This window comes from Rathayibacter sp. AY1D1, from assembly GCF_002932635.1.
In the GTDB taxonomy this organism is placed as follows: domain Bacteria; phylum Actinomycetota; class Actinomycetes; order Actinomycetales; family Microbacteriaceae; genus Rathayibacter.
Map to the genome: position 1 here is coordinate 137,980 of NZ_PSVY01000004.1, position 21,917 is coordinate 159,896.

The window sequence follows — 21,917 nt, forward strand, 5'->3', positions numbered from 1 at the left end:
CGCCGGCCGCGGATCAGACCGTGGCGATCCAGAACACGATCAGCAGGAGCGTGACGAGGAAGCCGGTCAGGAAGTTCAGCGCGAGGAAGCGCTTCCAGCCCGCATTCGCCCGCTCCGCCTCGGCGTCCTCGAGCGACCGGTACGGCCAGATGCTCACCGCGTACGGCACCGCGAGGATCGCCGCGAGGGTCCCCGGCCAGGGCAGCAGGAGCAGGAGCAGGCCGCTCGCGACGTAGGCGGCGATGGCGAAGCGCGTGGTCGCCTTCGCTCCGATCACGGTCGCGATCGAGCCGATGCCGCCCGCGCGGTCGGCCAGGATGTCCTGCACCGCGCCGAAGGCGTGGCTCGCGATCCCCCAGAGGAAGAACGCCACGAGCAGCGCCACCAGAGGTCCGGTGACCACGGTGCCCGCGAGGGCGATCCCGTAGACGGCCGGGCTGACGAAGTGGGTCGCCGAGGTCAGCGAGTCGACGAACGGGCGCTCCTTGAAGCGGAGCCCCGGCGCACTGTAGGCGATCACGGCGAAGACGCTGATCGCGAGGACCAGCCACGAGACCGGTGACCCGAGCAGCACGAGCGCCACCAGGAACGGCACGTTCGTGGCCACCGCCGCGATCAGCGTCGCTCGGTGCTCGCTCCGGTCGAGCACGGCGCCCTCGACGCCGCCCTTGCGGGGGTTCCGCAGGTCGGACTCGTAGTCGAAGACGTCGTTGATCCCGTACATCGCGAGGTTGTAGGGGATGAGGAAGTAGATCGTGCCGAGCACGAAGGCGAGGTCGATCTCGCGGGTGGTCAGCAGGTACGCCGCCGCGAACGGGTAGGCGGTGTTGACCCAGCTCAGCGGGCGGCTCGAGACGAACAGCGCGCGCAGCCGGTTCACGGCTCGCTCCGACGACGCGAGGGCAGGAGCACCCAGAGCGCTGGGAGGGCGAGGGCCGCGGCGATCGCGTAGGCGAAGTCCTCGATCGGAGCGACGCCGATCCGGATGCCCGAGATCAGGTCGTCGTCGTAGGCGACCAGCAGGCCCACTCCGATCATGATGTTGTCGAAGACGGCGGTCATCACCAGCAGCACGGCGAGCGTGCCGAGGACGGCGGGCAGGCGCAGGACGCGTCGGCGCAGCGCGAGCAGCAGCAGCACCAGCACCACCGCGAGGAACACGGCGTTGAGGAGGAGGTAGGTCACGCGCGCGCCTCCGCCCGCCGGGCGACCCGCTGCGAGAGGAAGCCGTGCACGTCCATCGTCAGGTAGCAGAGCAGGGTGAGGAAGAGGACCTCCTCGACCGGGAGCTCCGGCGCGATCTGCAGGCCGGTCATGTAGGAGGTCTCTCCGCGGAAGAAGACGCCCAGGCCGATCCCCACGAGGTCCCAGACCAGGAAGAACGCGACTCCCACGGGCAGCACGATCGCCGCGCGTCGCGCGTCCGCCCAGAAGAACAGCCGGAAGCGGCGGTCGAGCACGATCATCCCGGTGATCGAGACGAGGAGCGCGAGCAGGTAGAGGATCCCCACGCCTACTCCCCCACGGCGACGGGCGCGACCGGAGCGGACGGCGCCTCCCGCACGGGCAGCGGCTCGGTCGACACGTCGCCGCGCACGCGCTTGAGCATGACCTCGGCGCTGATGATGCACATCGGCAGGCCGATGCCGGGGATCGTGGAGCTGCCGGCGAAGAGCAGTCCGTCGACGTGCCTGCTGACGTTCCCGGCGCGGAAGAAGGCGCTCTGCGAGAGGACGTGGGCCGGTCCGAGCATCGAGCCGCGCCAGGCGCCGAGGTCGCTCTCGAAGTCGGCCGGGCCGATGGTGCGGCGGACGACGATCCGCTCGGCCAGGTCGGCCGCGCCGGTCCAGGACGCGATCTGCGCGATGGCCTGGTCGGCGATGGCCTCGACGCGCGCGTCGCCCGCGCCGTCGACTCCGCCGTGGCCGATCGAGGTGTCGGCCGGGATCGGCACGAGCACGAACAGGTTCTCGTGCCCCTCCGGAGCCGTGCTCGCGTCGGTCGCGCTCGGGCGGCAGACGTAGATCGACGCGGGATCGGGGACGGTCGGGTGCTCGCCGAAGATCTTGTCGAAGTTGTCGCGCCAGTCCTTCGTGAAGAGCAGGGTGTGGTGCTCGAGCTCGGGCAGCTCCCCGCGCACGCCCAGGAGGACGAGGACGGCGCTCGGGCCGGGCTCGCGCTTCTCCCAGTAGGCGGGCGGGTAGGTCCGCAGCTCCTCGGGGAGGAGCGACTGCTCGGTGGTGAAGAGGTCGGAGGCGTTGACGACCAGGTCGGCGGGGATCCGCTCCGTGCCGTCGGGGCCCGTGAACTCGACTCCGACGACCTCGGCGCCGCGGCGTCGGCCGCGGGGCGAGCGGGCGGTGAGGATCCGCGTCGCGGGCGAGGACGTGCGGACGGTGACGCCGGCCTCCTCGGCGACGTCGGCGACCGCCTCGATCAGCTTCGTGAATCCGCCCATCGGATAGAGCACGCCGTCGGCGAGGTCGAGGTGGCTCATCAGGTGGTACATGCTCGGCGCGGCGAACGGCGAGGAGCCGAGGAAGACGGCCGGGTAGCCGAGGATCTGGCGCAGCCGGTTGTCGGTGACCGCCGTCGCCGCGAACATGTCGAGCGGCGTGAGCAGCAGGCGGCCGAGCCTCCCGGTCCGGCTGAGCACGTCGCGGCGCAGCAGCGGGAGGAAGGACGAAAAGCTCGTGTAGAGGAAGCGGCGCTTGGCCATTTCGTAGGTGTCGCGCGCGGAGTCGAGGTACGCGCGCATCCGCTCGCCCGCTCCGGGCTCGATGCTCTCGAAGAGCGCGAGGTTCGACTCGAGGTCGGCGAGCACGTCGATCGGCTCGTCGACGCCCTCGCTGTAGACCCGGTAGCCGGGGTCGAGCGTGACGAGGTCGAGGCGCTCCTCGGCGCTGGTGCCCATGAGGCGGAAGAAGTGGTCGAACACCTCGGGCATCAGGTACCAGGAGGGACCGGTGTCGAAGCGGAAGCCCTCGTGCTCCCACGAGCCGGCGCGGCCGCCGACGGCCTCGCGCGCCTCCAGGAGGGTCACGTCGTAGCCGTCGCGCGCGAGCAGCGCGGCGGAGGCGAGTCCGCCGATCCCCCCGCCGATGACGACGGCGCGGTGCGGGCCGGTCCTCGAGCGGGTCGCGCGGACGGGGCCGGGGCCCAGGCGCGGGCCGAGCGTCGACACGGCCGCCTTGGCCGCGAGCGCCGCCTTGGCGGCCGTGGGCACGCTGACGCGGGCGCGGAGGAGCTCCTCGGCGGGCGTCGCGCGGATCCGGTCGGCCAGGGCGGCGAAGAGGGAGTGGGCCAGCAGGACCGCGCGCCGGCTCGAGCGCGGGAGCTCGGGCACGATGGCTGCGGCCTCGGCGAGGTCGTCGTCGAGGTCGGCGAGCAGCGAGGCCTTGTCGCGCTCGGAGAACGCCCGCGGGTCGACTCCGGGGAAGTAGCTGCGGCCGAGGCCGTCGACGTCGGCGGCGAGATCGCGGAGGAAGTTGACCTTCTGGAACGCGGCGCCCAGGCGGCGCGCTCCGGCCACGAGCCGTGCGCGGGCGGTCTCGGAGACGAGCCCCGCGTCCGGCGCCGCGAGGAACACGTGCAGGCACATCAGCCCGACGACCTCGGCGGAGCCGTAGACGTAGGCCTCGAAGGACTCGGGGGTGTGCTCGGTCTCACGGAGGTCGGCGCGCATCGACGCGAAGAACGGCCGGGTGAGCTCGGTGCCGAATCCGGTCGCCCGCGCGGTCCGAGCGAAGGCGTGGATCACGAGGTTGGAGCTGTAGCCGGAGGCGAGCGCGCGCTCGGTCTCGGCCTCGAAGGCGTCGAGAGACTCCTCCACCGCGGCCCGATCGAGACGGGCCTCCTCGGCGACGCCGTCGACGATCTCGTCGGCGACGCGCACGAGGGCGTAGACGTCCTCCACCCGCTCGCGGACACCCGGGGCTAGCAGACGCGTGGCCAGCCCGAAGGAGGTGGAGTAGCGGCGGATCACCTGCGCGGACGACTCGTGCGCGACGCGGTCGTACAGTTCGCTCTGGCGGCTCATCGTGCCACCGTACGGGGGCTCGGCCGGGCGGAGCGCATCGTCGCGCGCATCCGCGCGTGGCGGACAGCGCTCATCGGGTGCGCCCGACCACGCTGGCCACCAGCGGGCGGACCTCGTTGCGGAACGCCTCCGACACCGCGGGCGTCTCCAGAGCCGCCCAGGCGCGATCGGCGAACTGGTTCGCGAGCCCCTCGGCGTAGCTGCGGGCGCCGCACTCCTCGAGGATGCCGCGCACCTTCTCCGCGGTCTCGGGCGCGAGGTGCTCGTCGCCGATCAGCGCCTCGATGTCGGGCCAGCAGTCCGTGCCGGCCGCGTGGGCGATGAGGACGGTGCGCTTGCCCTCGCGGAGGTCGCCCAGCGTGGTCTTGCCGGTCTGCCCCTCCGAGCCGAAGACCCCGAGCAGGTCGTCGACGATCTGATAGGCGATGCCGATCCAGCGGCCGAACTCGCCGAGGGCGTCCACCGCGGCGTCCGAGGCCCCGGCGAGGATCGCTCCGGCCTGCAGCGGCGCCTCGAACGAGTAGACGGCCGTCTTGAGGCGCTCCATCTCGAGCACCTCGTCGACCGAGGGCATGCCCGGCATGAGGGAGAAGTCCACATCGGCCAGCTCACCCGCGGCGGAGGCGAAGACGGCCTCGTCGAGCAGGGTGAGCAGGCGGGCCCGCACGCCGTCGGAGGCGCCGACGCCCTCGACGAGGCGGTGGGCGCCGGTGAGGGCGAGGTCCCCGGCGATCACGGCCACCGAGGTGCCCCGGTGCTCGGCGATCGGGATGGAGAGGCCCGCGGTCGTCGCCTCGTCGCGGTAGCTGCCCGAGACGTTCGGGCCGCCGCGGCGCACGAAGTCGCGGTCGATCACGTCGTCATGCACGATCAGCGCGGTGTGCAGCAGCTCGAACGCCGCGCCGAGGTGGGCGGCGGCCTCCGGATCCTGGCCGCCGTGGGCCTCGTACGCGGAGATCACCATCAGCGGGCGGAAGCGCTTACCGCCGCGGGTGTTGGCCTCCAGCGTCTGCCAGAGGGTCAGGTAGCGGGGTCCGAGACGCACCGCCCGGGACCTCGCCAACGAGAAGAACCTGTCCAGGACGGCATCGACGTGCTCCTGCCTCAACCGGGACAGAACCACGGGGTCGCGCGTATCCACGTGGGAAGGCTAACAAAGGGGAGAACCAGGACGATAAGCCGGCTGATGTGTTGCGGCGTGCTTGACTTGCGGGTATGACTTCGCCAGCCGCCACTGTGCAGACGGACCGGATCGAGCAGGTGGTCCTCCTCGACGAGGCCGGGAACGCCGTGGGGGTCGCCGACAAGGCGACCGTGCACGACACGGCCACTCCCCTGCACCTCGCGTTCTCCTGCCACGTCTTCTCCCCGGACGGCGCGCTTCTGGTGACCCGCCGCGCACTCGAGAAGCGCACCTGGCCGGGCGTCTGGACCAACTCCTTCTGCGGGCACCCCGCCCCGGGCGAGCGGATCGAGGACGCCGTCGTCCGCCGGGCCGAGCGCGAGCTCGGCGCCCGGCTGGCCACGCTGGAGGTCGCCCTGCCGGACTTCCGCTACCGCGCGGTCGACGCGTCCGGCGTCGTCGAGAACGAGATCTGCCCCGTCTACACGGCGACGCTGTCGAGCCGCGACGCCCTCGATCCGCGCCTCGACGAGGTCATGGACTACGAGTGGGTCGACGCCGAGGCGACGCTCGCCGCCGTCCGCTCGACCCCCTGGGCGTTCTCCCCCTGGCTCGTGCTGCAGCTCCCCCGCCTGCTGGGCTGACCCCCGCGCCCTGATCCCTTCGCCGGCGTCAGTCGGTGTAGACGTCCGTGCGGTGGAAGCCGAGCGCCGAGCGCGACGCGGTCGGACCGCGCTGGCCCTGGTACCGCGAGCTGTACTCCGCCGAGCCGTAGGGCTTCTCGGCGGGCGAGCTGAGGCGGAAGAAGCACATCTGGCCGATCTTCATCCCCGGCCAGAGCGTGATGGGGAGCGTCGCGACGTTGCTGAGCTCGAGGGTGACGTGGCCGGTGAAGCCCGGATCGATGAACCCGGCGGTCGAGTGGGTCAGCAGCCCGAGCCGTCCGAGAGAGCTCTTGCCCTCGAGGCGCGCCGCGATGTCGTCCGGCAGCGACACCTCCTCGTAGGTCGAGCCGAGCACGAACTCTCCCGGGTGGAGGATGAACGGCTCGCCCTGCGGCGTCTCGACCAGGCGGGTCAGCTCGGGCTGGTCCTCGGCCGGATCGATGTACGGGTAGCGGTGGTTGTCGAACAGCCGGAAGAAGCGGTCGAGGCGCACATCGACGGACGACGGCTGCAGCATCGACGGATCGTGCGGGGCGAGCCCCACGCGGCCGGAGGCGAGTTCGAGCGAGATGTCGCGGTCGGAGAGGAGCACGCTGCGATCCTAGGGCGTGGCGCGACCCGGGGCATGGGCCGGCTCCGGGCCTTGCTACGATGTCCTGGTGCGCCCGAGCGGCGCAGCGCGAGTGTAGTTCAATGGTAGAACTTCTGCTTCCCAAGCAGATGGCGCGGGTTCGATTCCCGTCACTCGCTCTCCTCCCCCCCCTCGTCTGCGGCCGGTCCTCCGGCCCGATGCGAGCGGCTCCTCCTCCGGCGCTGCAGCGACGTCCGTCAGCGCAGCGGCGTCCGGCAGCCCCGCGGTGTCCGTCAGCCCAGCAGCGGCAGCCGCCCGACGATCCTGTCGATCCGGTTCCTCGGCCCCACCAGGCTGACCGCGAGGTACTGCAGCTCGTCGGAGCCGCTCGCCGCCACCGCCTCCCGGTACTCGTCGTACACCCGGGTGGCCTGCGCCGACGCGGGCATGTCGGCGACGAACGTCCCGTCGTGCGCCTCGGCCTTCGCGCGGATCGCGAGCAGGGTCGCCGCGTCGGCGGCGAGGACCGTGCAGCCGGCCCACGGCAGACCGGGATTCAGCGATCCGGACGCGTCGGCGGGGCTCGGTCCGAGCAGCCCCGCGACGTGCGCGGCCGTCGCGGCGCCCACGCAGATCGCGGCGTTCACGGCGCGGCCGGCGGGGAGGGACTCGTCGACGACGACCACCCACTTGAGGCGGGCCGAGCGGGTGGGCGCGGCGGTGTCGATCTCGTCGGGGTGGAAGCCGACGGCGTCGGGGGCGGGGATGGTCATGATGCTCCTCGGTTCGTGCGCAGTGACGTCACGAACAGTAGGCAGGAGGGCTCCCCTTCGGCAGGATCTCCGTATGAACGACCAGCAGAACGGCCCAGGAGCGGCACTCGACGAACTCGACGTCCGGATCCTGCAGGTCCTGCAGTCGGATGCACGGATCACGAACCGTGACCTCGCAGCCGCCGTGCACGTCTCGCCGACCACCGCCCTCGACCGCACGAGGAGCCTCCGGCGCCGCGGCGTGATCACCGGCGCGACGCTCACTCTCGACTTCGCGGCCCTCGGGCGCGGCGTGCAGGCGCTGATCGCGGTCCGCATCCGTCCGCCGTCGCGCGAGATCATCGAGGCCTTCCGCGACTGGGTCGCCGGCCTCGACGAGTCGGCGTGTTCGTCACCTCCGGCTCGGAGGACTTCATCATCCACGTCGCCGTCCGCGACAACCAGGACCTCTACGCCTTCGTCATCGACGAGCTGACGCAGCGCCGCGAGGTCGCCGACGTGCGCACCTCGGTCGTCTACGAGCACTTGCGCGAGCAGGTCGTCCTGCCGCTGAAGCCGCACGGCCGCGCGGAGCGGTGAGGCGCCCGCGCGGCGTTTCGACGCGACACGCCGGGCGGATCCGCGGCAGCGCGCGGGATCGCGGGACGCAGAGGGCAGGGTGGAGGGGTGACAGAGCTCGTCCAGATCCCGTCGCCGGGCGTCGCCCTCGAGTACGGGCACCCCGGCCGGCCCGTGGTGGTCGTGCTGCACGACGTCTTCGGGCGCCTGCCGTGGCTGGAGCCGTTCGCCGAGGCCGTGGCGAAGCACGGCTACCACGTGCTCGTGCCCGACCTCTACGACGGCTGGGCCACGCTCGCCCCGGAGGACGCGCGCGACCTCGCCGCGATGGCCGCGCAGGACCGCACCCTCGCCGCCGTCGCCGAGGCGGTCGGCACCGGAGTCGCGGCCGGGGCGCCGCGCAGCGCCGTCATCGGCTTCGGCTTCGGCGGCCGCCTCGGGCTGCTCGCCGCGGGCACCGGGCTCGTGGACGCGGTGGTCGCGTACTACGCCACCCTCGGTGGGGAGGAGCACGTGCTGGTCCCGTGCCCCACCCTCCTGCACTACGCGCAGAGCGACGAGTGGCCCGCGGGCGACGACCCGGAGTCGTTCGTCGGGCGGCTGAAGGAGTCGGGGACGCCGGTCACGGCGCACACCTACCCGGACACGCAGCGTCACTTCGCGAACGGCAACCTGCGCGACGCGGTCAGCCCCGCCTCCGCGGCGCTCGCCTACGCGCGGACGCTCTCGTTCCTCAATCCCCAGCTCATCGACACCTGAGCTCAGCCCTGCACGTCGTGCAGGTGGTGCTGGACGTCGTGCAGGTAGTAACGGGCGATCGTGTCGACCGTGAACGCCGCGCCGTCGCTGCGGCGGCCTCGGCGCTGCCACTGGGCACCGGCGACGGAGTCGAACACCTCGGCGATGCGCTCAGCCGCCTCGACCAGCTCGCGGCCGACCGTCGCGGGGTCCTGCTGGTCGTAGCGCTCCTCCACGGCGGTGACGTCCTGGTCCCAGTTGGGGTAGAGCGGGTCGTCGCCGGCGAGCATCAGCTGCACACGGGTGCGGTAGATGCGGTGCACGTCGCGCACGTGCGCGGCGTACTCGAGCGGCGACCAGGTCTCGTCGTCGGGCCGGCCCGCCGCGTCGTCGCGGTCGAGCACGTAGGGCCAGGCGGCGGCGTTCTCGCGGATGAGCTCGGCGACCTCGTCGGCGTCGACGAGCGAGGCGTCGAAACCGCATTCGAGGCACGGGCGCTCGAGGACCCAGGTCCAGTCCTTGGTGTCGGGAGTGATCGGCATGGCACCAGAGTAGGGCGCCGCCGGATCAGCAGCGCGTCGGGGTCCCCTGCACGGCGCCGCGCTCGCCGTCGGCCGTCCACGGGAGCTGGGGCAGGCCCTCGGCTCCCGCCGCGGCTCCCTGCTCGACCGCGATGGCGGCCAGGGTGCGGGCGACCGTCGCGGCGAAGTCCCCGCCGGGCGTCGAGCTGTTGATCGAGACGGCCACGGTCAGGCCCGAGACCGGGTCGGAGTACGCCGCGGTGACGAAGCCGGGCGCGAGGCCCGAGAAGCCGCGGAGGGGTCCCGCCTCGTGCCCGCCGAGCCCGGCGCGGAGGTAGTCGGCGCGGCCCTGGCCCTGGACGACCGGGTCCCGCCACATGGCGTCGTCCGCGGGATCGGCCGCGAGACCCGTCGCCAGCCGCCGGAGGTCCTCCAGATCGGTCAGTGCTCCGCCGGCGGCGCCGAGGGCGGACGGGGACGCGGCGGTGACGTCGAGGCGCACGTCGCAGCGCTTCTCCCCGGTCGCCGGGTCGAGCGCGACCGCATAGCCGCGGGGGGACGGAGCGGGCAGGTCGACCTCGGAGGCGCCGGGCAGCTCCGTGCTCCGCAGCCCGTACCGCGGCACCACGTACTGGTCGTAGAGCTCCCCGATGCTCCGACCGGTCACCTGCGCGGCGACGATGCCGGCGAGCAGCGGACCGGTGGCGGAGTCGGACCACGCCGCTCCGGGCTCGGCCGAGGCACCGCGCACCTGGGCCGCGGCGAGCAGCTCGAGCGTCGGCCACTGCCGCGGGGGGTTCTGGAGCACGGTCGGCCAGAGCGCCGAGCGGAAGTCGGCCAGGCCGGAGGTGTGCGCGCAGAGCTCGCGCAGGGTGAGCCCGTCGATGCCGGGCAGGGAGCGCAGCGTCTCGCCGACGTCGGCGTCGAGGTCGACCCGGCCGGAGTCGGCGAGGGCGAGGACCACGTCGCAGGTCATCGCCTCGGTGCCGCCGGTGCCGAGCCGCAGGTGCGCGTCGGTGGTGAGGGCGGTGGTGCGCTCGTCCGACTCCCAGCCGACCGCGCCCTCCCAGCTGCCGCCCCACGGCGACCAGACCCCGGCGACCGCTCCGGTCGCGCCGGCGACGCCGACCGTCTCGTCGAGGAACCCCGACAGGGCGGAGGCGAGCTCCTCCGACGCCGCCTGCGCGGGCGCCTCCGCCACGCGCGAGGCGGCGGCGGGCGTGCAGCCGGCCAGTGCGAGCACGAGGACCGGGACGACGAGCAGCCCCGTCCGCGTCCGTCTGCGAGATCCCATGCCGTGCGACTCCCCCGTCGTCTGCGAACGGCACCACTGTACGGGGGCTCCGTCGGGCCGGAGAGGGCCACTGAGCGCGCGATCGCGATTCGTGTCCTGACCGTGACCGGCGGAGTCCACCCCGTTCCCAAACCGGCAGGCGCCGGGTTACGAAGAGAGGGAGTACAGCGCAGAGGCGCTGCTCGAAGGAGGTAAGAGACCATGCGCAGATCCCCCAATCGACTGCTGGCGACTCTCTTCGGAGCCGTCTACGTCGTCGTCGGGCTCCTCGGCTTCGTCGTGACCGGAGGCGTGCAGTTCCTCTCGACCGAAGGCGGGCTCCTGCTCGGCATCTTCGAGGTGAACCCGCTGCACAACATCGCCCACCTGCTCATCGGAGGCGCGCTGCTGATCGCGGGCCTGTCGACCGTCGCCGCGGCGAAGACCGTCAACGTGACCGTCGGAGCGGTGTACCTGCTGCTCGGCATCGTCGGCTTCTTCCTGGTCGACACGGCCCTGAACGTGCTGGCGCTGAACACCGCCGACCACTTCCTGCACCTGGCCAGCGCGCTGGTGCTCCTGGGAGTCGGACTCGGCACCGAGAAGACGGCGAGGACGCGCACCGCCGCGACCGCCTGACCCGGGCGGCACCTGCCGCCCCCCTCTACTCCGTCCGCCGTGGGCCCGCCGTTTTCCGCGGCGGACGGACTGAACGGCCCCGGACGACACGATGCGGTGTGTCGATCCGGGGCCTCCTCTTCTTCCCCGATCCAGCGAAGGAGCCGCCATGACCACCGTGGCCCGCTGCAACGCCGCTTTCGCCGGACTCGGCGCCGGGCTCGTCCACCTCTCGCTCGCCGCCGGCGGCGAGGGCGCGCAGGCCCCGGTGATCGGGGTGCTCGGTGCCGTCGAGATCCTCTGGGCGGTCCTCGTCCTGGCGCGCGGCCGGATCGTCGTGCCGCGCTCCGCGCTGGTCGTCGCGGTCGCCTCCCTGGCGGCGTTCGCCCTCGCTCTGGCCCTCGGCGCACTCGCCGAGCCCCTCCCCGCGCTGGCCGCCGCGGTCCTCCAGCTGATCGCGGTCGCCGTGGTGGCCGTCTCGCTCCGCTCTCCGCGCGTCGAGGAGAAGGCCGTCTCGCCGTCGCGAGCTCTCGTCGGACTCCTGGCCGGCGCGCTCACCGTCTCCGCCCTCGCCACCCCCGCCATGGCCGCCTCCTCGGGCGGCTCGGGCGACATGGGCGGGATGATGCACTCCGTCGTCGACGGCGGACACGGGCACTGACGCCTCTGGTCCCAGCGGCTCCGCTCGGCTAAGGTAAGGCAGTCCTCAGTCGCCGAGGGAGGCCACCGTGTCGAACGTCATCCCGTTCTCCGAGGCCCTGCGCCTGCGCATCGGGCAGTCCGGCGCGGACGACGAGGGCGCCGCCTTCATGACCTCGCTGATGACCGGCTCCGGCAGCCGCGACGACTACATCGCGCTCATCTCGCAGCACTACTTCGTCTACGAGGCCCTCGAGGCCGTGGCGGAGGACATGGCCGGCGATCCGGTCGCGGAGCCCTTCCTCTCGGCCAAGCTCACCCGGCTCCCCGCGATCGCGGAGGACCTGCGCTTCCTCGTCGGCGAGGACTGGCGGGAGCGCATCCGCCCGCTGCCCTCGACCAGCGCCTACGTCGACCGGATCCGCATCGTGGCCGCGGGTTGGAGCGGCGGCTTCGTCGCCCACCACTACACGCGCTACCTCGGCGACCTCTCCGGCTGCGCGATCGTCCGCGGGCTGCTGCAGCGGCGGTTCGGCTTCGAGACCAACGGCGTCGGCTTCTTCCTCTTCGGCGAGATCGCCGCACCGTCGGCCTTCCGCGCCACCTACCGCGAGCAGCTCGACGCCGCGGGCTGGGACGAGGAGGAGCGCGAGCGGGTCATCGCGGAGGTCGCGGAGGCGTACCGGCTGACGACGGAGCTGTTCCGCGATCTCGCCCGGACCTGCGCGGCGGCCTGAGGGCCTGCTCCGACCTCCTCCGCGGGGCGTCAGTCCGCGGACGCCTCCGCGACGGCGGCCGGCTCGGCTCGCCGTTCGGACATGAAGCGCAGCACGTCCTTGTCGACGATGATGTCGCTCGGCCGGAGCGGCCGCGTCAGGTAGAGCCCCTCGAGGCTCGTGATGCGGCTGAGCGCAACGTAGGTCTGCCCGGGGGCGAAGGCGCGCTGCCCGAGGTCGACCACGGCGGAGTCGTAGGTCTTGCCCTGCGACTTGTGGATCGTGACCGCCCACGCCAGGCGGAGCGGGAACTGCGCGAACTCGGCGACGATCTCGCGGGTGAGCTTCTTCGTCGCGGCGGAGTAGGAGTAGCGGTAGCGCTCCCAGGTCGCGGGCTCGACCTCGTGGACCTCGCCGTCCACCTCGACCCACACCGTCCCCGCGACCTTCGTCACCCGGCCGATGGTGCCGTTCACCCAGCGCTGCTCGGAGTCGTTGCGCAGGAACATCACGTGCGCGCCGATCTTGAGCTCGAGGTTCTGGTCCGCCGGGTAGGCGCGCCCGCCGAAGTCGCCGCTGATCTCGGCCGACGCGGTCTTCAGCGGGCCCTTCAGCCGCGCGAGCGCCGCCTGGTTGATGCGGTTGACCGTGTCATTGCGGGTCGCGAGCGTGATCGCGTCGTCGGCCGGAGGCGTCCGCGCGCCCGCCGCGTTCAGCACGTCGGCGATCTCCTTCGTCACCATGCCGAAGCGGACCGCGTTGAGCATCCACTTGAAGCGCTCGTCGCTCTGCCGGTGGATCCGGCCGAGCTCGACGATCCGCAGCGGCGCCTCCTGCCAGACGAGGGCGTCGAAGAACCACAGCGAGCGGTAGCGGTCGGCGAAGTAGGCGCGCTCCTCCGGATCGCCGGGAACGGGTGCGAGCTGGAACGGGTCGCCGAAGAGGACGACCTGCACGCCCCCGAACGGCTCGGAGCGCCGCTGCCGCGCCTGCCGGAGGCTGCGGTCGATCCCGTCGAGCAGGTCGGCGTTGACCATGGAGATCTCGTCGATGACGAGCGTGTCGATGGTGTTGAGGAGCTTGCGCAGCTCGGGCGGCTGGTCGAGGTCGGAGTCGGCGATGACGCCGATCGGCAGTCGGAAGAGCGAGTGGATGGTCTGGCCGCCGACGTTCAGCGCCGCGACGCCGGTGGGGGCGCAGATGACGATCTGCTTGTCGGTGTTCCAGCTCAGGTGGTTGAGCAGGGTGGACTTGCCCGTGCCCGCCCGACCCGTGACGAACAGGTGCTCGCGCGTGTTCTCGATGAGGTCGAAGACCCGCTGCTGCTCGTCGGAGAGGGTCGGCTGAGTCACCGCTCCACTGTACCCGCGGGCCGCCGGGACCCCGGGGCCCGGGAGCGGATCAGCCGCGCTTCTGGAGGGCGGCCAGGCGGTCGTTGTAGGCCGTGAGCTCGGCCTCTCCGGTGCGGTCGGCCTGGCGGTCGCGGCGCTTGGTCTCGCGGGCGTCGGAGCGGCTCCACATCATCGCGACGACGATCGCGAGCGCGAGGGTGGGGATCTCGCCGATGCTCCACGCGATGCCGCCGGCCGCCTGCTGATCGGCGAGCGCGGAGGTGCCCCAGCCCATCGCTCCGTACCAGTCGGCGAGGAGCAGCCCCTCCCCCGTCATCAGTGCGAGGCCGAAGAAGGCGTGGAACGCCATGGTGCCCAGCAGCAGCAGGAGGCGCATCGCGTAGGGCACGCGGTGCACGCTCGGGTCCACTCCGATCAGGACGCTGACGAAGAGGTACCCGGTGATCAGGAAGTGGACGATCATCCACTCGTGGCCGATGTGGTCCGTGGTGGCCCAGCGGAACAGCGGGGAGTAGTAGAAGCCCCAGAGCGACCCGACGAACAGCAGGGCGGCGACGATCGGGTGCGAGATCGCGGTGGCGAAGCGCGAGTGAACGGCGAGCAGCACCCACTCGCGCGCGCCGCGGGAGCCGTCGGTGCGGCGGGCGGCGGCGCGGGCGATGAGCGTGACCGGTGCCGCCGGGACGAGCAGCAGCGGCACCGCCATGGTGAGGACCATGTGCGAGAGCATGTGGGCGCTGAACAGGTACTTCTCGTACGCGTTCACCCCGCCGTTCGTGATGTAGGCCAGGAGGAGCATGCCCGCGATCCAGAGGATCGTGCGGTGCAGGGGCCAGCGGTCACCCCGGCGGTGCAGGCGCACCACTCCGGCGACGTAGAACGCGATGGCGAAGGAGCAGACCAGGAGCCAGACCAGGTCGATGTTCCAGAGCGTGAGGAAGTTCATCGCGCTCGCGGGCGGCGGCAGGGGCTCGCCCGTCAGCAGCTGAGCCGGTGTCGGATCCGTGAGCTGGCTGGCGGCGATCTGGTCGACCGGGGTCGCGGTGCGCGCGAGCGCCGCAGCGACTCCGGAGGCGATCCCCATGAAGGCGATCTCGGCGCCGACGAGCCACCAGAAGCTGCGGCCGCCGACACCGCCGGCCTTCCGCATCCGCTCGATGAGGTAGCGGCGCTGCAGCACGCCGAACAGGCCCAGCGCGACCAGCGCCGCGACCTTGACCAGCACGAGGATCCCGTAGCCGGTGAGCAGGTTGTCGAGGGTGGCGAGCCGGAGCTCGGCGCTGACGTAGCCGGACGCCGCGACCACGACGAAGCTCACGAGCGCGAGGCTGGAGTAGCGCTCGATCACGGGCAGCAGGCGGGAGCCGCCGAGCAGGGGCCGCAGGACGATGACGGTGATGAGGCCGCCCAGCCAGATCGCCGCGAAGACGAGGTGCAGGCCCAGCGCCGTGACGGCGGCGTCGTGCCCGCTCGCTCCCGCCGCGTGCCCCTGCTGCGCCATCGGCAGCAGCGTGAGCAGGGCCAGGCCCGTGACGAAGACGAGCGCGGTCTGGTTGCGGACGGCGAAGCAGAGGACGGTGACGACGGCCGCGAGCAGCGTCGTGATGAGCCAGGCCTGGCCGACCTCGATGCTGCCGATGAAGTAGCTGAGCTTGGTGCCGAAGTCGCGGTCGAGGCTCAGGGGCGTCTGCGTGACGTTGAGGAAGGTGAGGAACCCGGTCACCGCGCTGGACGCGGCGAAGAAGGCGGCGCTGGCGGCGGCGACGTCGAGGGCGATCGAGAACTCGGTGCGCGGCTCGGGCGCGGCCTCGGCGGGCGCGGGGCTCGCGGGGGCGACCGCGGTGCGCGTCGATCCGGCGCGGGAGGAGGACTGGCCGCCGCGCGAGGAGGACTGACCGGCGCGCGAGGAGGCGTGAGCGGTCGAGGCGCGGGACGAGGATCGGGCGTCGCGGGCGGCAACGGCGCGGGGGCTCAGCGCGAACAGCGTCAGCACGAGCGAGCCGATCATCCCCGCGGCGCCGAGATTGACGGCCAGCTTGGCGATCGGGAGGCCGTAGCGGACCACGGGGCCGGGATCGTTCAGCAGCGGAGCCGCGGCTCCCCCGCCGAAGGCCAGGGCCGCGAGGAGGGCGACGAGCGCTGCGGCGACGAGCACGAGCGCAGGGCCGACGATCCGGACGGTTCGATTCACCGGTCCAGCCTACGTTCCGCGGCTGATCGGCAGCCGCGTCCGCGGACGACGACGGCCCCGGCGCAGTGCCGGGGCCGTGTCGGAGGGCGCGACTACTTCGCGGCGGCCTTGAGCTTGGTGCCCGCGGAGACCTTGACCGAGTGGCCGGCGGCGATCTGGATGGTCTCGCCGGTCTGCGGGTTGCGGCCGGTGCGCGCGGCGCGGGAGGTGCGCTCGACGGCGATCCAGCCGGGGATGGTGACCTTCACGTCGTTCGACACGGAGTCGGCGAGGGTGGTGAAGAGCGAGTCGAGGACGCCGTTGACGGCGGCCTGGCTCTGGCCGGAGTCGGCGGCGATCTTCGCGACGAGCTCGGTGCGGTTGAGCGACTTGTCAGCCATGGAGTGTCCTCCCAGGACGTTCTCGCTGTCGGAACAGCTGGTTTCGATGGATCGTCCTCGGCCGGGGACGGACGTCCTCAACCGGTCGGACCGTCGGTAACCTACCAGCCCCGCCCCGGATCTCCGGCGATTCCGGCCTCGAGACGCCCGGAACGACGCCGATCGCGCCGGTCTGTCCCTCCACAGGAGGCGCTCGGCGCCTCTCGTCCACCGATCCGCCGATCGCCTCTCCGCAGAGTCCGCCGCCTGACGAGGATCGGCTCATGACGACGACGGCACTCCTCCCTCCATCCGCTCCGGCCGACGCGGCCCTCCCCCGGCCGCCCCGGCGGCACCCTCCCGCTCGCCGGCCGTACGAGCCCGGCCTCGCCGCGCTCGCGCTGGGCCTGCTCGCGCTCGCGTCCTCCGTGCATCCGCTCTGGGCCCTCCCCGCCGTCGCCGTGGCGGTCGCCGCGGTGATCGCGTCCGTGCGGGCGCTGCGGTGGGCGGGCGAGCGGAGGAGCGCGGTGGCCGGGCTCGCCTGCGCGGCTCTCGCACTGCTCGTCTGCTCCGTCACGGCACCCGCCTCCGTGCGGGCGGGCCTGGCCGTGCTGGCTTGGATCACCGCCCTGCGGCCCGGCCCGTGAGCGGGCGCGGCTCCGGTCCAGCCCGCCTCGCTACAGTGACGGCGGCCCGCGCCCGAGCGGGCCGGGAGGACGGCCACGATGGCTCAGACGGACGGTTGGATCTCGACGGCGATCTGGTGGCACGTCTACCCGCTCGGCTTCACGGGCGCCGAGGCGAGCGCCTCGGAGGGTCCGGGTCCGGACGACGAGCCGCAGCACCGCCTCCGCGCCCTGCTCCCCTGGCTCGACGACCTGCTGGCGCTGGGCTGCAACGGGCTGCTGCTCGGGCCGGTCTTCGCCTCCTCCACCCACGGCTACGACACGGTCGACCACTTCCGGATCGATCCCCGCCTCGGCGACGAGGCAGACCTCGACGCGCTGATCGCCGCGTGCCGCGAGCGCGGGATCCGGGTGCTGCTCGACGGGGTCTTCAACCACGTGGGACGGGAGCACCCCTGGTGGCGTGCCGCCGTCGCGGCCGGCGAGGGCTCCCCCGAGGCGGCGCGCTTCTCCCGCAGCGAGCGGTCGCAGGAGGTCGACGGCCTCCGCGTCGACGTGTTCGAGGGGCACGACGCCCTGGTCGAGCTCGACAACGGGAACCCCGAGGTCGCGGAGCACGTGTCCTCCGTGCTCGCGCACTGGCTCGAGCGGGGCATCGACGGCTGGCGGCTCGACGCGGCGTACGCGGTCGCGCCGGCGGCCTGGCACGCGGCGATCGACCCGGTGCGGCAGCGCTTCCCCGACGCGTGGTTCGTCGGCGAGGTCATCCACGGCGACTACACCGGCTACGTGCGGGAGTCGGGGCTCGACTCGGTCACGCAGTACGAGCTCTGGAAGGCCGTCCGCAACTCCCTCGAGGAGGCGAACCTCTTCGAGCTGGCCTGGTCCCTGAAGCGCCACGACGACTTCGTCCGCGAGTTCCTGCCCCTCACCTTCGTCGGCAACCACGACGTCACCCGGATCGCCAGCGCCGTCAGCGACGAGCGCCACCACGGCCACGCCGCGGCGATCCTCGGCTTCGTCGCCGGCGTGCCGAGCATCTACTCCGGCGACGAGCGGGGCCTGCGCGGCGTCAAGGAGGAGCGGATCGGCGGCGACGACGCGATCCGCCCGGAGTTCCCGGCCGAGCCCGCCGAGTGGCCGGGCGGGGAGGCCTACCGGGCCCACCAGGAGGTCGTCGCGTTCCGCCGACGGAACCCGTGGCTGGTCGGCGCGAGCACCCGCACGGTCGACCTCTCCAACACCGCCGTGATGCTCGTGGCGGAGGGCCCGGAGGGACGCACCGCGCGGCTCGCGCTGAACATCGGCGACGAGACGGCGACCGTCGGCGGCGTCCAGGTCGCTCCCCACTCCTGGTCGCTGCACGACTGACCCGGCGCGCGGGCGGCCCGGCAGTGCGCGACGGAGCGTCGACCTCCGGGGGCCCGTCCTCTACGCTCGGGCGCATGCCGAGACCTGCACGAGGACCCTTCGACGGGCGAGCCGACTCGATCGACGACGCCGAGATGCCGGCGTCCGGACTCGAGCAGGCGTTCGCCGCCCCCGTCGACCCGGAGAGCGACCCCGGACCGGGCGAGAGGAGCGGCCTGTCGAGCCGCATCGCCCAGGAGCTGCTCGAGGACGGCTTCGGCCTCGACGCGAGCGACGAGGAGCCCCCGTCCCGCGCCGTGGAGATCGACGATCCCGCCCGCGCCGTGGGTGACGATCCCGCCCACCCCGTGCACGGCTCGATGTCCGGCGAGTTCGAGCGCCGCTGAGCCCGGCCGCCGTCGGTCGGTCGTCGACAGCCCGGCGGCACCGTTCCGCCCGCCGGCCGTCGTCACCCCGCCGGTACCGCGCCGCCGGCCGCCGGAGCCGGGTCCGGGCCGGCCGCCTGCAGCTCGGCGAGGAATCCGGGCCGGAGCACGCGTGCCTCGATCGACGCGGCTCCCGAGGTCCAGCCGTCGCCGAGCGGACGCTCGGGCGTGAGCAGCACGTGGCCCGGCGTCCCCGCTCGGCCGAGGGCGGCGGCGACGCGGCCCTCCGGATCATAGAGGGCGTGGTCGACGAGCGGCCCGTAGACGGCGTGCACCGCGAAGTCCTCGCGGCTGCCGAGGAGGACGGGCAGCAGCTCCTCGCCCGGGCGCAGGCCGTGGGGCCACCAGCGGAAGCGCTCGACGAGCGCGTGGCAGGCGGCGCACGAGGGCGAGAAGAAGACGAGGTGCGTCGCCGGGCGGGACAACTCCTCGAGCGTCAGGAGCTCGCCGGCCACTGTGACGAACGCGAGGTCGGCGGCCGAGAGGTCGCCCTCGGGCGCGCGCCCCGGCGCGGACTCCCTGTCGGCTGCGGACAGGCGGGCGGCCGCCCGGACGCGAGCGGCCGTCGACGCCGCAAGGCGGTCGCGCACCAGCACGAGCGAGACCGCGGCGAGAGCGGCGGCGAGCCCGGACGCCGCCGCCGAGGCACCGCCGCCGCCGAGCAGCGCGGCCGGAGCGAGCCCGCCGAGGGCCCCGGCGACCGCGAGCGCGAGCAGCACCGCGTTCCTCGCGACGGTGTGTCCGGTCATCCGTGCCGAGCCCAGCCCGCCGAAGCACTCGCAGTCGACGTCCTCCGTCGCGCGGACCGCACGGACGGCGACGACGAGGAACACGGCGTCGAGGAGCGCCACCGGCACGAGGGCGGCACGGTGCGCCGGAGCGGGCGCCAGCACCACCGCGGCGCCCAGCGCGATCTCGACGACGGGGAAGGCGGCCGCGAACCAGCCGCGGCGCCGGAGGAGGAGGGGGACCCCGAGCGCCTCGAGGCTCGCCCGGAACCGCTCCGTGCGGCCGAGCTTCAGGGCGCCGCTGACGACGAGCACCGCGCCCGCGCACCACGCGGCGATCGCGAGAACCGCCTCCAGCATCCGTCGCCCTCCTCGCTCGGCATCGACCCGCACAACGCTACCGGCGCGGACCGGCCTCCCGCGGCCGAGACGGGGAACGGGGCGGAGACGGCGCGATCCGGCGCGTTCCGCCCTCCGGACGAGCCGCTGCCGGCACATCCGGCGCCCGGATCCCTCCAGGCGGGGCGCCCCCGGGCTCCCTCCCGGTCCCGGACGGCCGCTCCGCCGTACACTGCGAGAGGATCGGAGGGGTCATGCGGGGACGGCGAGCGCGCGACGAGCGGCACGGCACGGCGGCGAGTCCGCCTGCGGCCGCCGCTCCCCCGGCTGCGGTCACGGCTCCGGCCCCCTCGGACTCGCCGGACGACGCCTCGGGCGACGTCTCGACCGGGATGCGGATCGCCGCCGCCTGGTCGTGGCGCTTCCTCGCCGTCGCCGGGCTCCTCTACCTCCTCGTGCGCCTCGTCTCGCTGCTGCCCGTGATCGTCGTGCCGGTGCTGATCGCGCTGCTGCTCACCGCGCTCCTCACCCCGCTGCGGAACCGGCTCGAGCGCCTGCGGCTCCCCCGCCCGCTCGCGGTCCTGGTCTCGATCGTCCTGATGCTCCTCCTGCTGACCGGCCTCGTCGGGCTGGTGATTGTGCAGTCGCGCTCCGGCTTCAGCGGAGTGGGGCAGCGCGCTCTCGACGCGGTCGACGGCGTCGAGGCGTGGCTGCGGAGCCCGCCGCTGTCGTTCTCGGACGTCCAGCTCTCGGACTGGGCGCAGCGCGCGGTCGACTGGGCCGACGCGCAGGCGTCGACGATCGCGTCCGGGGCCCTCGCCGTCGGCTCCCAGCTGGCCGAGGTCTTCGCCGGAACCCTCCTCACCCTGTTCTCGCTGATCTTCCTGCTCCTCGACGGCCGCCGGATCTGGCACTGGTTCCTCCGCCTCCTCCCCCGCCGCGCGCGCCCCGCGATGGAGCGCGGCGGCGCCGCCGGCTGGCGGACCCTCAGCCAGTTCGTGATCGCGCAGCTCGGCGTCGCCGGGATCAACGCCGTCGGCATCGGCATCGGCGCGCTCGCGCTGCAGCTGCCGCTCGTCGTGCCGATCGCGATCGTGGTGTTCCTCGGCTCGTTCGTCCCGATCCTCGGCGCGATCGTGACCGGTGCGCTCGCCGCACTGGTCGCTCTGCTGTTCAGCGGGCCCGTCGCCGCGCTGGTGATGGTCGGCGTCGTGATCCTGGTGCACCTGCTCGAGGGGCACGTGCTGCAGCCGCTCATCCTCGGGACCGCCGTGAAGGTGCATCCGCTCGCCGTGGTGCTCGGAGTCGCGACCGGGCTCGAGGTGGCCGGGCTCGCCGGGGCGCTGTTCGCGGTGCCGACCATCGCGACGCTGAACGCGGCGGTCACCGCCATGCGGGCGCGCGCGCCCGGCGCGGAGTGAGCGCGTTCGATCCGGCCGCCCGACCCGGATCGACGGTGCTGCCCGCCCTCGCCTGCCCGGTCTGCGGCGGCGCGCTCGCCCCCGACGCGCTCCCCCGCCCCTCCTCGCTCCGCTGCCCCCTCGGGCACAGCGCCGACCTCGCGCGTCAGGGCTACGCCTCGCTGCTGCGCGGGAGGCACGCGACCTCGGGCGACACCGCGGCGATGGTGCAGGCCCGTGCCGACCTCCTCGGCTCCGGCCACTACCGGGTGATCCAGGACGCGGTCGCCGCGGCCGTCCCCGCCGACGCGCGGCTCGTGGTCGACCTCGGCTGCGGCACCGGGGCGTACCTCGCGGCCGTGCTCGAGGCGCATCCGGCGGCGGACGGGCTGGGCCTGGACCTCTCGGCCCCGGCCGCCCGCCGCGCCGCCCGCGCGCACCCCCGGGCGGCGATCGCGACCGCCGACCTCTGGCAGCCCCTCCCGCTGGCCGACGCCTCCGCCGACGCGCTGCTCACCGTCTTCGCGCCGCGGAACGCCCCGGAGATGCGGCGGGTGCTCCGTCCGAGCGGCGTCGCCGTCGTCGTCACTCCGCGCGAGAGGCACCTGCACGAGATCCGCGAGCGGTTCGGGATGCTCGGCATCGACGCCGGCAAGGCGGAGCGGCTCGACGAGCAGCTGGCGGGGTTCGCGCTCGAGGAGCGCATCGAGCTCGACACGACGGTGCTGATGAGCGTCGACGAGCTGCGCGCCGAGGTGCTGATGGGGCCGAGTGCCCACCACGTGGATCCCGAGGCGCTGGACGCTCGGCTCGCGGCGGTGGAGGGGACGACCGCGGTGACGGTCGCGGTCACCGTGTCGCGCTTCGTGCGCGCGGAGTAGCGGCGGGCGTG

25 protein-coding genes and 1 tRNA gene are annotated in these 21,917 nt (G+C 73.4%); 13 read left to right on the plus strand and 13 right to left on the minus strand.

Annotation, left to right across the window (positions count from 1 at the left end; all coding sequences use genetic code 11):
* Positions 1–13 precede the first annotated feature (13 nt).
* The 5 genes from C5C56_RS04645 to C5C56_RS04665 form a co-directional block, all read right to left on the minus strand.
* Entirely contained in the window at positions 14–880 is an 867-nt protein-coding gene (locus tag C5C56_RS04645; protein ID WP_104222892.1) for a prenyltransferase, read from the minus strand.
* Positions 877–1,185 (minus strand): lycopene cyclase domain-containing protein, encoded by a 309-nt coding sequence (locus tag C5C56_RS04650; RefSeq protein WP_104222893.1) that lies wholly within the window; start codon positions 1,183–1,185, stop codon positions 877–879. The genes C5C56_RS04645 and C5C56_RS04650 overlap by 4 nt, the downstream gene beginning before the upstream one ends.
* Positions 1,182–1,511: a lycopene cyclase domain-containing protein gene (locus C5C56_RS04655; RefSeq protein ID WP_104222894.1), complete on the minus strand. Its 330-nt coding sequence runs from the start codon at positions 1,509–1,511 to the stop codon at positions 1,182–1,184. The genes C5C56_RS04650 and C5C56_RS04655 overlap by 4 nt, the downstream gene beginning before the upstream one ends.
* A 2-nt stretch (positions 1,512–1,513) precedes the next feature.
* Positions 1,514–4,039: a phytoene desaturase family protein gene (gene crtI / locus C5C56_RS04660; RefSeq protein ID WP_104319171.1), complete on the minus strand. Its 2,526-nt coding sequence runs from the start codon at positions 4,037–4,039 to the stop codon at positions 1,514–1,516.
* 70 nt (positions 4,040–4,109) lie between these two features.
* Positions 4,110–5,084, minus strand: a complete 975-nt coding sequence (locus C5C56_RS04665) for a polyprenyl synthetase family protein (protein WP_244229492.1) — start codon at positions 5,082–5,084, stop codon at positions 4,110–4,112.
* Between the two features lie 170 nt (positions 5,085–5,254).
* Between C5C56_RS04665 and idi the strand changes: the two genes are divergently transcribed.
* Positions 5,255–5,806 carry an isopentenyl-diphosphate Delta-isomerase gene (idi, locus tag C5C56_RS04670; protein WP_104222897.1) on the plus strand — a complete coding sequence of 184 codons (552 nt, stop codon included), beginning with the start codon at positions 5,255–5,257 and terminating at the stop codon, positions 5,804–5,806.
* Between the two features lie 28 nt (positions 5,807–5,834).
* Here the strand turns inward: idi and dcd are convergent, their stop codons facing one another.
* Positions 5,835–6,419, minus strand: coding sequence for a dCTP deaminase (dcd, locus tag C5C56_RS04675; protein WP_104246931.1), 585 nt, complete (start codon positions 6,417–6,419; stop codon positions 5,835–5,837).
* Positions 6,420–6,506: 87 nt separating this feature from the next.
* On the opposite strand from dcd, the gene C5C56_RS04680 reads away from it, so the two are divergent.
* Positions 6,507–6,577, plus strand: a tRNA-Gly gene (locus C5C56_RS04680).
* 114 nt (positions 6,578–6,691) lie between these two features.
* Here C5C56_RS04680 and C5C56_RS04685 read toward each other — a convergent pair.
* On the minus strand, positions 6,692–7,171 hold the full coding sequence (locus C5C56_RS04685) for a DUF2000 domain-containing protein (protein ID WP_104287838.1): 480 nt from the start codon (positions 7,169–7,171) through the stop codon (positions 6,692–6,694).
* 73 nt (positions 7,172–7,244) lie between these two features.
* Between C5C56_RS04685 and C5C56_RS04690 the strand changes: the two genes are divergently transcribed.
* The 3 genes from C5C56_RS04690 (at position 7,245) to C5C56_RS04695 (ending at position 8,488) form a co-directional block, all read left to right on the plus strand.
* The gene (locus tag C5C56_RS04690; RefSeq protein ID WP_258063220.1) at positions 7,245–7,646 is read left to right on the plus strand and encodes an Lrp/AsnC family transcriptional regulator; all 402 of its coding nucleotides are present in this window, start codon (positions 7,245–7,247) and stop codon (positions 7,644–7,646) included.
* Entirely contained in the window at positions 7,556–7,750 is a 195-nt protein-coding gene (locus C5C56_RS18235; RefSeq protein ID WP_258063209.1) for an Lrp/AsnC ligand binding domain-containing protein, read from the plus strand. The genes C5C56_RS04690 and C5C56_RS18235 overlap by 91 nt, the downstream gene beginning before the upstream one ends.
* Before the next feature lie 87 nt (positions 7,751–7,837).
* Positions 7,838–8,488 (plus strand): dienelactone hydrolase family protein, encoded by a 651-nt coding sequence (locus tag C5C56_RS04695; protein WP_104233076.1) that lies wholly within the window; start codon positions 7,838–7,840, stop codon positions 8,486–8,488.
* A gap of 2 nt (positions 8,489–8,490) precedes the next feature.
* On the opposite strand, the gene C5C56_RS04700 is transcribed toward C5C56_RS04695, so the two are convergent.
* A complete protein-coding gene (locus tag C5C56_RS04700) occupies positions 8,491–9,009 on the minus strand; it encodes a DinB family protein (protein ID WP_104222903.1) in 519 nt (172 codons plus the stop codon).
* A gap of 25 nt (positions 9,010–9,034) precedes the next feature.
* The gene (locus tag C5C56_RS04705) at positions 9,035–10,282 is read right to left on the minus strand and encodes a serine hydrolase (RefSeq protein WP_104233075.1); all 1,248 of its coding nucleotides are present in this window, start codon (positions 10,280–10,282) and stop codon (positions 9,035–9,037) included.
* A 201-nt stretch (positions 10,283–10,483) separates the two neighbouring features.
* Between C5C56_RS04705 and C5C56_RS04710 the strand changes: the two genes are divergently transcribed.
* From C5C56_RS04710 to C5C56_RS04720, 3 genes are all read left to right on the plus strand, one after another.
* Positions 10,484–10,900: a DUF4383 domain-containing protein gene (locus tag C5C56_RS04710; RefSeq protein ID WP_104246935.1), complete on the plus strand. Its 417-nt coding sequence runs from the start codon at positions 10,484–10,486 to the stop codon at positions 10,898–10,900.
* A 148-nt stretch (positions 10,901–11,048) separates the two neighbouring features.
* Complete coding sequence (locus tag C5C56_RS04715) at positions 11,049–11,540, plus strand: hypothetical protein (RefSeq protein ID WP_104287836.1); 492 nt, start codon at positions 11,049–11,051, stop codon at positions 11,538–11,540.
* 67 nt (positions 11,541–11,607) lie between these two features.
* Complete coding sequence (locus C5C56_RS04720; protein WP_104269448.1) at positions 11,608–12,255, plus strand: heme oxygenase (biliverdin-producing); 648 nt, start codon at positions 11,608–11,610, stop codon at positions 12,253–12,255.
* A gap of 29 nt (positions 12,256–12,284) precedes the next feature.
* On the opposite strand, the gene C5C56_RS04725 is transcribed toward C5C56_RS04720, so the two are convergent.
* The 3 genes from C5C56_RS04725 to C5C56_RS04735 all read right to left on the minus strand — a co-directional run bounded on the left by C5C56_RS04725 (position 12,285) and on the right by C5C56_RS04735 (position 16,157).
* Positions 12,285–13,586, minus strand: coding sequence for an ATP-dependent RecD-like DNA helicase (locus tag C5C56_RS04725; RefSeq protein ID WP_104222908.1), 1,302 nt, complete (start codon positions 13,584–13,586; stop codon positions 12,285–12,287).
* Positions 13,587–13,635: 49 nt separating this feature from the next.
* On the minus strand, positions 13,636–15,777 hold the full coding sequence (locus tag C5C56_RS04730) for a bifunctional copper resistance protein CopD/cytochrome c oxidase assembly protein (RefSeq protein ID WP_258063207.1): 2,142 nt from the start codon (positions 15,775–15,777) through the stop codon (positions 13,636–13,638).
* 92 nt (positions 15,778–15,869) lie between these two features.
* A complete protein-coding gene (locus C5C56_RS04735; protein WP_056037903.1) occupies positions 15,870–16,157 on the minus strand; it encodes an HU family DNA-binding protein in 288 nt (95 codons plus the stop codon).
* Between the two features lie 263 nt (positions 16,158–16,420).
* Here C5C56_RS04735 and C5C56_RS04740 point away from each other — a divergent pair, with 263 nt between their 5' ends.
* The 3 genes from C5C56_RS04740 to C5C56_RS18240 all read left to right on the plus strand — a co-directional run bounded on the left by C5C56_RS04740 (position 16,421) and on the right by C5C56_RS18240 (position 18,519).
* The gene (locus C5C56_RS04740) at positions 16,421–16,783 is read left to right on the plus strand and encodes a hypothetical protein (protein WP_104262765.1); all 363 of its coding nucleotides are present in this window, start codon (positions 16,421–16,423) and stop codon (positions 16,781–16,783) included.
* 78 nt (positions 16,784–16,861) lie between these two features.
* Positions 16,862–18,133, plus strand: coding sequence for an alpha-amylase family glycosyl hydrolase (locus C5C56_RS04745; protein WP_104319172.1), 1,272 nt, complete (start codon positions 16,862–16,864; stop codon positions 18,131–18,133).
* Between the two features lie 74 nt (positions 18,134–18,207).
* Positions 18,208–18,519 (plus strand): hypothetical protein, encoded by a 312-nt coding sequence (locus C5C56_RS18240; RefSeq protein WP_146086446.1) that lies wholly within the window; start codon positions 18,208–18,210, stop codon positions 18,517–18,519.
* 62 nt (positions 18,520–18,581) lie between these two features.
* Here the strand turns inward: C5C56_RS18240 and C5C56_RS18245 are convergent, their stop codons facing one another.
* Complete coding sequence (locus tag C5C56_RS18245) at positions 18,582–19,646, minus strand: MauE/DoxX family redox-associated membrane protein (RefSeq protein WP_104260428.1); 1,065 nt, start codon at positions 19,644–19,646, stop codon at positions 18,582–18,584.
* Between the two features lie 233 nt (positions 19,647–19,879).
* On the opposite strand from C5C56_RS18245, the gene C5C56_RS04760 reads away from it, so the two are divergent.
* Complete coding sequence (locus C5C56_RS04760; protein WP_104226121.1) at positions 19,880–21,046, plus strand: AI-2E family transporter; 1,167 nt, start codon at positions 19,880–19,882, stop codon at positions 21,044–21,046.
* A complete protein-coding gene (locus tag C5C56_RS04765) occupies positions 21,043–21,906 on the plus strand; it encodes a methyltransferase domain-containing protein (protein WP_104319173.1) in 864 nt (287 codons plus the stop codon). The genes C5C56_RS04760 and C5C56_RS04765 overlap by 4 nt, the downstream gene beginning before the upstream one ends.
* The last annotated feature ends 11 nt before the right edge of the window (positions 21,907–21,917 follow it).

Coding starts and splice junctions, on each gene's coding strand:
- C5C56_RS18245 (WP_104260428.1), bottom strand. CDS start 19,646: ATGCTGGAGGCGGTTCTCGCGATCGCCGCGTGGTGCGCGGGCGCGGTG.
- crtI (WP_104319171.1), bottom strand. CDS start 4,039: ATGAGCCGCCAGAGCGAACTGTACGACCGCGTCGCGCACGAGTCGTCC.
- C5C56_RS04690 (WP_258063220.1), top strand. CDS start 7,245: ATGAACGACCAGCAGAACGGCCCAGGAGCGGCACTCGACGAACTCGAC.
- C5C56_RS04740 (WP_104262765.1), top strand. CDS start 16,421: ATGACGACGACGGCACTCCTCCCTCCATCCGCTCCGGCCGACGCGGCC.
- idi (WP_104222897.1), top strand. CDS start 5,255: ATGACTTCGCCAGCCGCCACTGTGCAGACGGACCGGATCGAGCAGGTG.
- C5C56_RS04685 (WP_104287838.1), bottom strand. CDS start 7,171: ATGACCATCCCCGCCCCCGACGCCGTCGGCTTCCACCCCGACGAGATC.
- C5C56_RS04700 (WP_104222903.1), bottom strand. CDS start 9,009: ATGCCGATCACTCCCGACACCAAGGACTGGACCTGGGTCCTCGAGCGC.
- C5C56_RS18240 (WP_146086446.1), top strand. CDS start 18,208: ATGCCGAGACCTGCACGAGGACCCTTCGACGGGCGAGCCGACTCGATC.
- C5C56_RS04735 (WP_056037903.1), bottom strand. CDS start 16,157: ATGGCTGACAAGTCGCTCAACCGCACCGAGCTCGTCGCGAAGATCGCC.
- C5C56_RS04745 (WP_104319172.1), top strand. CDS start 16,862: ATGGCTCAGACGGACGGTTGGATCTCGACGGCGATCTGGTGGCACGTC.
- C5C56_RS04760 (WP_104226121.1), top strand. CDS start 19,880: ATGCGGGGACGGCGAGCGCGCGACGAGCGGCACGGCACGGCGGCGAGT.
- C5C56_RS04715 (WP_104287836.1), top strand. CDS start 11,049: ATGACCACCGTGGCCCGCTGCAACGCCGCTTTCGCCGGACTCGGCGCC.
- C5C56_RS04705 (WP_104233075.1), bottom strand. CDS start 10,282: ATGGGATCTCGCAGACGGACGCGGACGGGGCTGCTCGTCGTCCCGGTC.
- C5C56_RS04710 (WP_104246935.1), top strand. CDS start 10,484: ATGCGCAGATCCCCCAATCGACTGCTGGCGACTCTCTTCGGAGCCGTC.